This window comes from uncultured Rothia sp. (assembly GCF_937976295.1).
In the GTDB taxonomy this organism is placed as follows: domain Bacteria; phylum Actinomycetota; class Actinomycetes; order Actinomycetales; family Micrococcaceae; genus Rothia.
Window position 1 is genome coordinate 1 of the sequence record NZ_CALJRY010000146.1, and the last position, 13,076, is coordinate 13,076.

Sequence of the window (13,076 nt, forward strand, 5' to 3'; positions counted from 1 at the left end):
ACTTCGACGGCGACAAGCTCTTCACCATCGAAAACGGCAAGCGCGTCATGACCCCCATGATGCTCGTCATGGTCGCTATCGCCGGTTCCGACCTGCTCTTCGCACTCGACTCGATCCCCGCGATCTTCGGCCTCACCCAGTCCGTCTACATTGTGTTCACCGCGACCGCGTTCTCTCTCATGGGTCTGCGCCAGCTGTACTTCCTCATTGACGGCCTGCTGGACCGCCTCGTCTACCTCTCCTACGGCCTGGCGGCTATCCTCGCGTTCATTGGTGTGAAGCTCATCCTGCACGCAATGCACGAGAACAACCTGCCGTTTATCAACCATGGCGAGCCCGTGCACGTCATCGAAATCAGCACCGAAACGTCGCTCATGGTCATCGTGGGCATCCTGATTATTACCGTGCTTGTCTCGCTGTTCAGCCCCAAGGGCCGCGCACTGCAGACCATCCAGCGTGTTCAGGCGCTCTCCGAGAAGTACCTGGCACTGCCCGATGATGCACCCGCCGCCGAACGCGCGGACATCACCGCCCGCTGGCAGCAGGAAACCGAGAAGCTCAACGCCATTCCCGCCAAGCTGCGTGAAGAGCTGATTGAGAAGGAAGAAGAATACCACGCCCTCGTGATGCGTGCCCGCACCGCACAGGATACGCACTCTTCCTCCAAGTAGTTTGAGCTACTGCGCTCGTAGTCTCACGAAGGCTAAGCGCTTACACGAAGGCCCCTCACACCGGATTAACCGGGGTGAGGGGCTTCGCTCTATTGAAAGTTTTACTGGTTGTGAACCTCAGCCAGCATGTTCTTCAGGTGACCCAGAATGGTCAGCGAGTCAGAACCGAAACCGTCGTGGTGGTGAGTCTTCGAAGTCCACACGTGGGTGTTGCCGACCCAGCGAGCGGTCTCCATGGAGTGCTCAAAGTCCACGTACACGTCCGGGTTGTACGCCGCAGCCACCACGGGAACCTCGTTCTTGTGCAACTGTGCGTGGTCGTACAGGCGACCCCAGTCCTTCTTCTCAGCCAGCAGGTTAGCAACCTCAGCCAGCGGACGCAGCGAGGGATCCTCCTCGTAGTACCAGGGGAAGATGTGCTCGCCGGTGAAGAGCAGACGATCCGCATCCGGCGCGAACTCGGGGCGGGACGCCGCCACGCGAGCAGCAGACCAGTTGGTCGGCGCGGGGGAGGGGGACAGCTCGTATCCGGGGATGCCGAGCAGAACGCCGTCAGCGGGGCCGTCAGCGTAAATGGTCTCGTGCATCAGGGCGTACAGCGGGTTCGCCTGGAAGGTCACCTCGGCACCCATAGCGGTCAGGAACTGATCGGAGAGGTGGTCGTTACCCTCAGCGAAAGCGGTCTCCAGGAAGTAGTGCAGACCGCGCTCGCGCCAGCGGCCACCCAGGAAGTGACCAGCCATCTGGAAGCGGTGATCGGTCAGACGCTCACCGGTGGGCAGGTACTCCTTGTGGGTGCGCAGGTGCTCAGCAATGCGGGTAGCGAGCTCAGCGTCCTCGGGGAACCAGCTGTAGTACTCCTCAACACGTTCCTTCATGCGGTCGAAGGTGTGCTGGTAGACGTTGTCCACGGAGGTACGAATCGGCGCCAGGCCCGCGGTGATGCGGCAGTCACGCAGCGACTGAGGTGCGAACGACAGGTAGGACAGGGTCAGGAAGCCGCCGAAGGACTGACCAATGGTGGACCAGCGCTTGTCGGCACGGTCAGCCAGCAGCACCTCGCGGATTGCCTCCGCGTCAGCGATGATGGAGTCCGCACGGAACAGCTCAGTGTACTCAGCCTGAACCTGCGGGTCACCCACAGCGGTGATGTTGCGAGCAGACAGCGGGGAAGACATGCCGGTACCGCGCTGATCCAGAAGAATCACGCGGTGGGTCTTCGCCAGCTCAGCAATCCAGCCGCCAATGGAGCCGGTCTTCGGCGAACCGAAACCGGGGCCGCCCTGCAGGTACACAATGTAAGGACGCTTATCAGCCGAAACGGTCAGGGTCTCGTTGGTGTTCACGACCTCGCGGGCGAACACGGTGATGGTCTGGTCCGCGAAACGGGAGGAGAGAGCGGCATCCTTGCCCTTGGAGAAAATCAGACCGTGGGTCAGGGGGACCTGGAACCAGTGGTCGGTAATCTCGTAGCCGTCGTGCTTGACGACCGAACCCTTGCGGTACTCAACCTTGGGAAGCGAAGAAACGGTCAACGGTGAACCTTCTTTCATTCAAATAGATAGATACTCTGTATTCTAGCCCACTATGGGCAACATCTGGGCGGAGCCTTAGATGGAGTCTCAAGTGGAGCCTCGGACGAAGCCTCAGGCGGAGCCTTAGAACTCGCCCACACTCAGAATCTTCAGCACCGGGTACCCCGCCTCATTGGAGGCCGCCAAATCAACCTCGGCACGAATACCGAAGTCAAAGTTATCTTCGGGGTCGGCGAAGCTCTGCTGAACCTTCCACACGCCCGGATGCGCGGCGGTGTCCTCATCCATGCTGACCAGGCGAGGCGAGCGCGCATCGGCGTCCGTGTAGATGTCGTCGTAGGCGTCGAAGTAGTCGTCCATGGCGTCCGCCCAGCGGTCGGCGTCCCAGCCGCACCACTCGTCCAGGGCGCCCAGGGCGCGGTCACGCTCATCAGCGAAGAGCTCCACACGGCGGAAGAGAGCGTTGCGCACCATCACGCGGAAGGCGCGCAGGTTCTTCGTCACGGCGGGCGGCTCTTCCTCCTCGATGGAGGCGTGCTCGGCGGCAATGGTCGCGGTGTCTTCGCCGGCAGCCAGCTTCTCCCACTCATCCACCAGGGAGGAGTCGGTCTGGCGTACCAGCTCGCCCAGCCACTCGATGATGTCGTCGAGCTCGTCGGTCACGGCAGAATCGGGGATGGTGTGGCGCAGCGCCTTGTACGCGTCAGAGAGGTAACGCAGAAGCACACCCTCGGCGCGTTCCAGCGAGTAGTACTGCACGAAGTCGTTGAAGCCCATCGCGCGTTCGTACATGTCACGCACAATCGACTTGGGGCGCGGCTCAAAACGCGCAACCCACGGTGCGGACTGTTTGTAGGTCGTGTACGCCTGATCAATGAGCTCCGCCAGAGGCTGCGGGTAAGTGACCTTGTCCAGCTCGTTCATGCGTTCGGTGTAGTCCACACCGTCCGCCTTCAACTGTGCCGACAGCTCGTTCTTCGCCTTGCGTTCCTGCGCGTACAGCACCTGGTTCGGCGATTCCAGGGTCGCCTCAATGAGGGAGAGCGCATCCAGCGCGTAGCTGGGGGATTCGGGGTCGAGCAGTTCCAGCGCGGCGACCGCAAAAGCGGACAGCGGCTGGTTCAGGGCAAAGTTATCCTGCAGGTCCTCGGTCAGGCGCAGGTAGGAGCCGTGCTCGTCCGGGGTGTTGGTTCGCTCAATCACGCCGCCGGTCAGCAGCTCCTTGTAGATGCCGATTGCCTTGCGCAGCAGCTCGCGGCGGCGCGCGGGGCTCTCGTGGTTCTCCTGGATGATGCGGTACGCGGCAATGACCGGGTTCTCCGGGCGGTGCATCAGGTTCAGCAGCATCGAATGGGTGATGTCGAAGGAGGAGGTCAGCGGCTCCGGGGCGGCTTCTACCAGCTGCTCGAAGGTCTTCTTGGACCAGCCAACGAAGCCTTCCGGTGCCTTCTTACGCTTGGAGGACAGCGACTGGTTAATGCGCTTGGTGTCGTCGCCGAACTTCGCCTGCGCCTTCGCCAGCAGGCGAGCATTCTCAATATCGTGCTCGGGTGCCTGAACCACCACGGTGCCGGCGGTATCAAAACCGGCGCGGCCTGCGCGTCCAGCGATCTGGTGGAACTCGCGGGCACGCAGGCGGCGGCTGCGGGCACCATCAAACTTCGACAGCGCCGTAATCAGCACGGTACGGATGGGCACGTTAATGCCCACACCCAGGGTGTCGGTACCGCAAATCACCTTGAGCAAACCCTCCTGAGCCAGCTGCTCCACGAGGCGGCGGTACTTGGGCAGCATGCCCGCGTGGTGAATACCGATACCGGCACGCACCAGCTTATTCAGCGCCTTACCGAAGCCCGGACCAAAACGGAACTTCGCAATCAGCTCGGCAATGCGTTCCTTATCTTCCTTCGAGGCAATAGCCACCGACAGCAGCGCATTCGCCTGCTCCAGCGCCGCCTTCTGCGAGAAATGCACAATGTAGACCGGAGTCTGCTTGGTCTGCACGAGCTCCTGCACCGTCTCCTGAACCGGGGTGGTGGAGTAGTAGAAATGCAGCGGAATGGGACGCTCAGAATGAGCCACCAGGTCGCTCTCGCGACCGGTCAGCGCCGTCATCTCCTCCTGGAAGCGAGTCGTATCGCCCAGGGTTGCGCTCATCAGCAGGAACTGCGCCTGCGGAAGCTCCAGCAGGGGAAGCTGCCACGCCCAGCCGCGCTGCGGGTCAGAGTAGAAATGGAACTCGTCCATAATGACCTGGCAGAGGTCCGCATCCTTACCCTCGCGCAGGGCAATATTGGCGAGAATTTCCGCGGTGCAGCAGATAATGGGCGCCTCCGTATTAATGGCGGAGTCGCCGGTAATCATGCCCACGTTCTCGGCACCAAAAATATTGATCAGGTCAAAGAACTTCTCAGACACCAGCGCCTTAATGGGGGCGGTGTAGTAGGAACGCTGACCGGTCGCCAGGCCCGTAAAATGCGCGGCAACAGCCACAGTGGACTTACCCGAACCGGTCGGGGTTGCCAGCACCACGTTATGCCCGGCGGCAATGCTCAGAACAGCCTCGTCCTGGGCGGGGTACAGGGTCATGCCGCGGGTCGAAATCCACTCGGTGAATGCCTCATAGATTTCTTCGGCGGTGAGGGGGTTGCCCTTAAAATCGCGTCGATTGTAGTCGCCGGGGTTCTCGCCCAGCGAGGGAGAAAGAAAATTCAAAATACTCATGAGAATTCCAGTCTATCGGGAATAGGGCGGGCGCGGGGGCGTTATCGTTACGAGGGAAAACCATAAAGTTCAGGTAAGGTAGGACAAAGCGCCTTAAGTGCAGTGATGCACGACCCTACGCTCAGAAGGTCTGCCGTTCAGAAGGTCTGTACTCGGAAAGTGAAGGCGCAGGACTTTATGCCATAGGCTCCATGCCACATTAATCACCGCGTAGGTTCAATTCCGCCGATTGATGCCGCAAATCCGCCGATGGGTGACGGCGCATAGTGTGCGGCTGATACCCGCTGATACACGCCCCAGATACGTTGCACAAAAATGACGACACGCCCCACCTGAAACACTCATAGTGTTGCGTGCCACATTGATAAAGGAATAGGGTAAGAGAAAGGAGAGACGTTGAATGACTGAATACAACGCTGACAAGGCACAAGAAAACGCTGCGCGTGAAGAAGCTGCGCACGAAGAAACCCTGCATAACAAAACCACGCAGGAAAAAGCCGCACAGAAAAAAGCTGCACCGGAAATAACCGGCAGCGAACTGCGCAAGGCTGAAGAAGAAGCCCTCAAAAAGCGCCTCGCCCTGCGCGTCACCGCGCCAGGACACAAATACCCCTGGCACCGCTGGGTAATCCCCATCCTCGGAGAAACCACCGCAGGTATCGGCGCGATCCTGATCCCCGTCATGGTGGGTCAATTCATCAGCCAGCACATCGCCGGAAAAGCCCCCGACGCCTGGCCCATGTTCTGGGTCGTCGTCGCCGCTATCACCTTCATCGTGATTAACGAGTTCTTCGGCTGGGGTACCTCCATGACGCTCAGCGCCGAACTCGGCCGCGACTGGCGCGCCTACATCAACCGGCTCATGGGACGCACCCGCACAACCGTTGACGCGGGTGAAGCAGTCACCGTCATGAACAAAGACGTACGACGTGTTACCAACGTCTACTTCTCACTGCCACTGTTCGTCAATGCCATGATTATCGCGACCCTCGGTGCCGTGCAGCTCTGGCTCATCAACCCTGTCACCGCGGTCGTGACCCTCATCGGTACGCTCATCGTGGTCGGTGTGATCGCCTGGTACTCGTCCTTCCTCGAATCGAAGATTGGCGACTACCGTGAGAAGGACGGCGAAGCCTCCTCACGCGCCTCCGACATCGCCACCGGCCTGCGCACCATCGCTGGCCTCGGCGCCGAAGAGCAGATGCGTGAACGCTACCACCGCGGCACCGACGAAGTTTTCGACAGCTACATGGGCTACGAAAAGACGCACCGCTGGATGTTCCTCATCCGCGCCTTCCTCGGTGGTGCCGTGACCCTGCTCGGCATCGGCTTCGCCCTCACCGGCCACGTCGAAAACGGCCACTGGGTCTCCGATACCCCCGCCGCGTCCCTGGTGACCGTCGCCTCCATTATTGCGATGATGGGTGGCCCCGTCTGGATTACCCAGAACTTCCTGACGGAATGGCGCTACGCCAAGATTGCGCTCGCCAAAATCGCCCGCCTCGAAGGTCACGCTGGCGTACGCCAGGGCGTGCTGAAGAAGCCGCGTACCGACGAAGAAATGGCGCAGCTGGCACTCGCCGAACAGGCAGTTGAGGCGAGCACCCTTGAGGTGCCCGTACCCGTCGCCCCCGCCGGTGCCAGCAACCAGCGCATCGTGTACGTCAACCCGCGCGACTACGACCTCACCGCGCAGGACTACGCCGAGGCGCTCGCCCGCACCCTGCGACGCGGGGGAGAGGACCTCAAGGACGCCTCCGGCCGCCGCGTGCTGCTGAGCGAACCGAACCCCATGATTTTTGCGGGAACCCTGCAGGAGCACCTGCGCCTGGGCACCGTGCCGAACCCCGATGCGGAGCTGGCACAGGCAAAGGACCAGGAGCTGCTGAAGATTACCGACTCCCGCGAAATCGCCTACCGCCTGGGTGGACGCAACCCCGAAGACTACTTCGCCGCCCGCATCACCAGCGAAGGTGCGAACCTCTCCGGTGGTCAGCGTCAGCGTCTGGCACTCGCCCGCGCACTTGCACAGGATGCGCAGGTGCTCATCCTGACCGAGCCGCTGAACTCCGTGGACGAACCCAGCCAGCGCTACATCTACGACGCGCTGGAAACCCAGATTGGTAGCGACCGCCTGCCCGTCGGCTACCCCGGCCTGCTACAGAATCTGGAGCAGGTCTACGTTGTCTCCACGACCGCGGAGACAACCCGCCGCATGGAACGTGACGGATACCCCGTCACCGACTCGGAAACTCCCTCAACCACTCAGAATCAGGAGGTGAACTAGCATGGCAAAGCAGCTCCCCATCGAAACCCCCGCCTACGTGGCACGCCACATGTGGCACTACCTCGCGGCGCATAAGGGGCGAGCCCTCTACACCTTCGTCATCTACATGGTCAGCACCCTCATGGGTGCGGTGGTGCCTCTACAGATTGGTGCCACCGTGGATGACGTGGTGGCGGGCAAGTTCGCCAGCTACCCGTGGGAGCCGATTCTGATTATCCTGGCGGCGTTCATTGTGCAGGCGGTGACCCTCATGGTCTCCTCGTACAGTGCGGCTCGACTGGGCGCGCTCGTTACCCGCGACACCAACCAGGACACCCTTGACGGTACCCTCGACCTGGATGCACGCACCGTGGAAGAAGCAGGCAGCGGCGACCTGCTCACCCGCGTGACCGACGACCTGTCCTCGGCAGCAAGCTCTGTCAGTACAGACCTTCTCGGTGCAGTCTACGTGGTGCTGTACTTCATTATCTCCACCATTTCCCTGGCGTTTGTGAGCCCGGCTATGGGTCTGATTATGTTGCCCATGATTGCCGGTCTTGCCCTCATCATGTCGAAGATGCTGCCGCTCATGGCGGCACGCAACCAGACCGCCCAGGAGTGTGTGAGTGACCTCAACAGCGTGCTGACCGAGAACATTCGCGGCACCTCCACGATTCGTGAGCTGGGTGTTCACGCCGCCCGTGAAGAGGTTTTCTCCGCTGAGAACAAGGAACGTTTGTTTGGCGCGCAGCTGGGCATGGTGCGCATCCGCCAGCTGTACTTCACCGTGGACGCTATCAACGCCTGGATGCCCACGATTCTGTGCATGCTCTGGGGTGCCGCCTGCGTGGCTCTCGGCTGGGCAAGCTGGGGTGCCGTGGCGACCGCCTCGGTCATGGTGTTCAGCCTGCGAGTCCTCACCGACATGCTGAATCACCACGTCAGTAACCTGCGCATCATGCTCGTGAACATGGGCCGCGTGTTCGGCGTGGTGTCCCTGGCGAAGAAACAGCGTGAGGCGCGTGCACAGCACCGTGCCGAAGCCTTCGCCGCCGTGTCTGATGAAGCCGTGAAGAACCCGGAGTACGCCATTGACTGCTCCCAGGTTTCGTACGGCTACTCGCCGGATGCCCTGGTGCTTGAAGACATCAACCTGAAGATTCGCCGCGGTGAGGCGCTCGCTCTGGTGGGTCGTTCCGGTTCGGGTAAGACCACCCTGGCGCGCCTGATCGGTGGTTCGCTGACCGCCCTGGACGGCACCATTACTGTGATGGGTCGCCCCGTCGGTCACGGCGACTTCCCGACCGATGCCGCCGCCGACGGCCGCCCGCGCCTGCTGGTCTGCACCCAGGAAGCGCACGTCTTCTTCGGTACTCTCGCCGATAACTTTACGGTGGTCGTGCCGGATGCAACCGTCGAGCAGATGGGCGAGGCGCTGGACGCTGTCGGTGCCCGCTGGTGGCGCGACCTGCCGCAGGGCATGGATACCGTCGTCAGCGGCGCGGATTCGCCCCTGACCCGCGACCAGATTCAGCAGCTGGCGCTGGCACGTATCGTGCTTGCCGACCCGCACGCCGTGATTCTGGACGAGTCCACCACCCAGCTGGAACTCGCGGACGCCACCGAGTCCCTGCGTGCCGTGCTGGAGAACCGCGCGGTGCTCATCATTTCGCACGATGCTCGTATCGCCTCCCTGGCTGACCGTGCGGTCTTGCTGCACGAGGGCAGGATTATTGCGGAGGGCTCCCCGGCAGAGATTTTCGCCCTGACCTAAGCCCGGCGGATAAGCCCTGTAGATAAGCCCGGCTGATAGTGCCCGGCACTGCGTAAAGCGGTGCCGGGCACTGCCTGTTTAACGGGTGGTTTCCGAACAGGGGGCACTGAAAACGGCGGCAGGGAGCTGCCGCAAGAACGCAAGACTCAAAGGAAAATTTCGGAGAGATTCACCGGTCACCCGAAAAACCTTCGGCTACTGAGAATCATTGTGATAATCTGGCAGAGCGATATGGGGTGCCTTGAGACGCCCGCAACCCGCTGACCCGCGGCCCCGCCCAGCCCAACGAAGGGCATACAGGGCATACGGGGCATCCGGGGCACCTTAGATGTTGAGGGTGCCGAGGGTTCTCTCTATTGCGGGAACCGACCCCTCCGGCGGTGCGGGCATTCAGGCGGACCTCAAGTCCATTACCGCATCCGGCGGTTACGGCATGTGCGTGACCTCCTCTCTGGCAACCCGCCTGGGCGTGGAACTGCTCCAGCACACCGATGCCGCGGATTCTCTTGAAGAGCAGAAGAAAGCCCTGACCAGCGAAGATGCCCACCGCGCCCTGCAGTGGAGCACCCACTGGCTCCACGAATCCATCGCCGCAGGTGCACTGGGCAGCCGGTGCGCACGAGGCGATTGCCGCCGAATCGCAGCTGCACGAGGGCTGGTTGGCGAACCGTGCGCGTCTGGGTGGTCCCTCGCCGATTACGATGGGGTATACGAATTTCCTGCGTGCTTCCGCCGCCGGTGAGGATTACGTGGTCGGTGCCGCCGCGGTTTTGCCCTGCTACTGGCTGTACGAAGAGGTGGGCGCTGTGCTCTCCTCGCAGAATCACGCGGACCACCCGTACGCGGAGTGGCTGAGCATGTACGGTGGCGAAGAGTTCGCCGCGGATGTGGCGCGTAGCCTCGCGGAGGTGGAGCGTGCGTTGAGGCGGCTTCACCGGCTCAGCGTGTGCGTGCGGCGCAGGCGTACCTGTCGGCGTGCGTGTACGAGCGTGAGTTCTTTGACCAGGCGCACCGGGCGCTACGTTAGCTGACGGGTGCCGGCGCTAGGGGTTGCGCTGTAGCCCGCTCGCCGGTGCTTGAGGTACCGATGTTTTAGGCGCCGATTCTGGGCTGAATACCGCCCCGGCATGGCGTGAGATGGGTGATTGATGCTTCACTCAAACTGCCGCCGGTTCGGGGGTTGTGCCGGTTATGCTTAAGGCGTCGGTGAAAACCGTTTGCGGTAGGATTCCGGCCCTCACCCAACTGGCTGATGTACCTGCCGCGCCCGCACCTCTACGGCGTGTAACCGACCTAGGAAAGTTTGGCCCGCCGCAACCACCTCATCCAACCCCCGCGGCGGGCCAAACGCCTTCCTTCTGAAAGCATCGACGTATGAATCCCGCATAGAAATATCCCGTGCAGATACTCTCATCTGCACGGGATATTTCTATTTCTCACCGCTGCGGATCAGCCGCCGCGGCTAGTACTTCGGGCTGGTACATCAGGGAAGGGGAGCAGCCTACTTGCTCTCGCCCTTGAGTGCGCCCACGAGGGGGCCGATCACGTCCATGGGCAGCGGGAAGACCACGGTCGAGTTCTGGTCAGCACCCAGCTCCAGCAGGGTCTGCAGGTAACGCAGCTGCAGGGAGGCGGGGGACTGGCTCAGAATGTCGGATGCTTCCTTCAGCTCGCTCGAAGCCTCCAGCTCACCGCGTGCCGAAATGATCTTTGCGCGGCGCTCACGCTCAGCCTCAGCCTCGCGGGCCATGGCGCGCTGCATAGCCTCGGGAATCTCAACGTCCTTAATTTCGACGAGCTCCACCTGAATACCCCACGGCTCGGTGCGCGAACCGATGATGGAACGCAGGTCCTCGTTCAGGTCCTCGCGGTGTGCGAGCAGGGTGTCCAGGTCAACGCGACCGAGCAGGGAACGCAGGGTGGTCTGCGCAATCTGGCTGGTGGCAATCGGGTAGTTCTCAACCTCAAGCACAGCGTTCTTGGCGTTGGTCACGCGGAAGAGCACCACGGCGTTCACGCGGGCGGGGACGTTGTCCTTGGTGATGACTTCCTGCGGGGGAATGGTCAGGGTGATAACACGCATATCAACGCGCTGCAGGGAGTCAACGAGGGGGAACACGATGTTCAGGCCGGGCTTCAGCTCCGAACGCAGGTGACCGAAGCGGAACGAGATGCCACGCTCGTATTCGGGGATGACGCGGAACATACGAATCAGAATAAAAAGAACAATGACGGCAACTGGGATGAGGATAGTTGCCAAAGTGACGGGATCCATGGTTTTCCTTCACAAGTATTGGGGGAGGACGGTATGTGTGCCCACCTGCCCGCGCCTCATACGGTGCAGGTAGTAGGGGTGTGTAGTAGGGGTTGCCCGGTACCGGGCTGTGTGTGGGGGTTTAGGGAGGGGAATTTTCCGTCCCGGCGACGTCGCGGTGGGCCGGTGCCCCGGAGGCACCCCGCATGGAAGCTCAAAAGAGGAAGAAAAGAGAAATCCACACGGGGTAGCCACCGAAGCTAACAGACGGGACCGGCCAGCCGGTCAGCCGCCGGAACGGAAAAACCTATGCAGCGCTATTTCTTCGCCATTTCCTCAGCCGCCTCAACCTCAGCCAGGTTCTGCTCCTGCAAGACCTCGTTCGTGGTCTTGTGCAGTCGCTTAACCGAGGTGCCGGTACCGCTCCATGCGGGGCGGTCCGGGTCGAGGGCAGAGGTGCGAACCGGCAGGGTTGCCTCCGCAATCATCTGCTTGCGTGCCTGATCGGTACGGCGCTTACGCTCATTCGAAACGCCACCCCACTTCGCCGCGAAACGATCCATCTTCACGTTCACCGACTCATCGGCGGTGGATGCGTGAATATGCTTCGGATCGTTCTCGAAGTTCGCGGGGGAACGCATGAGCTTCACAGCCAGCGGGTAGGTCAGCGACAGGCAGACCACCGCGGTGGCACCCTCCACCAGAAGCTCCAGCGGGGAGTGCCAGACGATAGCGGCACCAATCAGGATGACCACACCCAGCAGCGACACGGCAACCGCCAGCCCGCGGTGGAAACGACCCGACTCGGAGTAGGGCCATTCGTCCACTTCACGGGTGAGCTCGCGGCCGTTCGCCGAGACGGTGCAGCTGTCCTTAATCGGGCAGGTGTTGCACACGCTGGGCTTGGCGCGGTAACGCATCACTCGGTTATCCGAGTCGAATGCGGTCGCCCACAGCCACTGGTCTTCGGGGCAGAGCCACGCGTCGCTCTCTTCGTGGTAGGTGAACCCGAAGGTTCGCGCCGCCACCATGCGCTGGCTGGTGCGCTTGGCGAGAATATCGAAGCCCCAACCCACGGCGACCAGGCCGAGCGCGTACGCGCAGGCCAGCCACACGAGGAAAGAAACTCCAGCAATCTGCTCAGGCATGGTTAGCCTCGACGATCGCTACGGTAGGGGCTGGTCTGCTCGGGCAGCTCCTCGGCAGCCTTAGCGCCGGCGAACTCTGCGATGCGAGCGTCCTCAACCTCTTCATACAGCGGAGGTTCGGGCAGCTCCAGGACGGTCTCCTTAGCGTTCTTGGAGAAGATTTCCTTGATACCCAGCAGCGCCAGCTTGATCAGCGGGATGATGCCGACCAGGAAGATCACGTCGCCGGGCATACGCATCCAACCCATCACGGCGGAAGCACCGTCGTGAATGAACGCGAAGGAACGAGCCTCGTAGTAGCCCTCACCCACGGACTTGTACAGCTGAGCAATACCCAGCGGCAGCAGCGAGATGAAGGACATCCACAGCAGACCAATGTTCAGGGTCCAGAAGGAGAACTTCAGACCCTTCTCAGGCCACTTGTTCTCCGGGAGCAGGTAGCGCAGACCAAACACCGCGAACGCAATCGCGAGCATACCGTACACACCCATCATGGAGGCGTGTGCGTGGTTTGCGGTCAGCGCGGTACCAATCTCGAAGTAGGACACGATCGGCAGGTTGATCAGGAAGCCGAACACACCAGCGCCGAGGAAGTTCCAGAAGCCCACAGCAATCAGGAACATGACAGCCCAACGGTGCGGGAAAGGCTTGGTGCGGTTGGAGTACTGGCGAGCACCCAGCTGCATGAAGCCCCACGCCTCAAC

At 61.6% G+C, this 13,076-nt stretch carries 9 protein-coding genes and 1 pseudogene; 5 read left to right on the forward strand and 5 right to left on the reverse strand.

Annotated features, from left to right (window positions below):
- Positions 1 to 671, forward strand: a pseudogene (locus Q0216_RS03845) (TerC family protein); the annotation flags it as partial.
- A 101-nt stretch (positions 672 to 772) separates the two neighbouring features.
- On the opposite strand, the gene Q0216_RS03850 reads toward Q0216_RS03845, so the two are convergent.
- Together Q0216_RS03850 and Q0216_RS03855 are read right to left on the reverse strand one after the other, a co-directional pair.
- Positions 773 to 2,206: an alpha/beta fold hydrolase gene (locus tag Q0216_RS03850; protein WP_298593068.1), complete on the reverse strand. Its 1,434-nt coding sequence runs from the start codon at positions 2,204 to 2,206 to the stop codon at positions 773 to 775.
- A gap of 123 nt (positions 2,207 to 2,329) precedes the next feature.
- Positions 2,330 to 4,930, reverse strand: a complete 2,601-nt coding sequence (locus tag Q0216_RS03855; protein WP_298593070.1) for an RNA helicase — start codon at positions 4,928 to 4,930, stop codon at positions 2,330 to 2,332.
- A gap of 400 nt (positions 4,931 to 5,330) precedes the next feature.
- Here Q0216_RS03855 and Q0216_RS03860 point away from each other — a divergent pair, with 400 nt between their 5' ends.
- The 4 genes from Q0216_RS03860 to Q0216_RS03875 all read left to right on the forward strand — a co-directional run bounded on the left by Q0216_RS03860 (position 5,331) and on the right by Q0216_RS03875 (position 10,001).
- Entirely contained in the window at positions 5,331 to 7,217 is a 1,887-nt protein-coding gene (locus Q0216_RS03860; protein WP_298593072.1) for an ABC transporter transmembrane domain-containing protein, read from the forward strand.
- 1 nt (position 7,218) lies between these two features.
- Positions 7,219 to 8,970 (forward strand): ABC transporter ATP-binding protein, encoded by a 1,752-nt coding sequence (locus Q0216_RS03865; protein ID WP_298593074.1) that lies wholly within the window; start codon positions 7,219 to 7,221, stop codon positions 8,968 to 8,970.
- 337 nt (positions 8,971 to 9,307) lie between these two features.
- Positions 9,308 to 9,712: a bifunctional hydroxymethylpyrimidine kinase/phosphomethylpyrimidine kinase gene (locus Q0216_RS03870; RefSeq protein ID WP_298593076.1), complete on the forward strand. Its 405-nt coding sequence runs from the start codon at positions 9,308 to 9,310 to the stop codon at positions 9,710 to 9,712.
- Positions 9,672 to 10,001: a hypothetical protein gene (locus Q0216_RS03875; protein ID WP_298593083.1), complete on the forward strand. Its 330-nt coding sequence runs from the start codon at positions 9,672 to 9,674 to the stop codon at positions 9,999 to 10,001. The genes Q0216_RS03870 and Q0216_RS03875 overlap by 41 nt, the downstream gene beginning before the upstream one ends.
- Positions 10,002 to 10,471: 470 nt before the next feature.
- On the opposite strand, the gene Q0216_RS03880 is transcribed toward Q0216_RS03875, so the two are convergent.
- The 3 genes from Q0216_RS03880 to Q0216_RS03890 all read right to left on the reverse strand — a co-directional run.
- Positions 10,472 to 11,245 carry a slipin family protein gene (locus tag Q0216_RS03880; RefSeq protein ID WP_049359470.1) on the reverse strand — a complete coding sequence of 258 codons (774 nt, stop codon included), beginning with the start codon at positions 11,243 to 11,245 and terminating at the stop codon, positions 10,472 to 10,474.
- A 296-nt stretch (positions 11,246 to 11,541) separates the two neighbouring features.
- The gene (locus tag Q0216_RS03885) at positions 11,542 to 12,372 is read right to left on the reverse strand and encodes a transposase (RefSeq protein ID WP_298593079.1); all 831 of its coding nucleotides are present in this window, start codon (positions 12,370 to 12,372) and stop codon (positions 11,542 to 11,544) included.
- A 2-nt stretch (positions 12,373 to 12,374) separates the two neighbouring features.
- Positions 12,375 to 13,076 (reverse strand): cbb3-type cytochrome c oxidase subunit I (locus Q0216_RS03890; protein ID WP_298593081.1); only part of this gene is annotated, 702 nt, incomplete at its 5' end.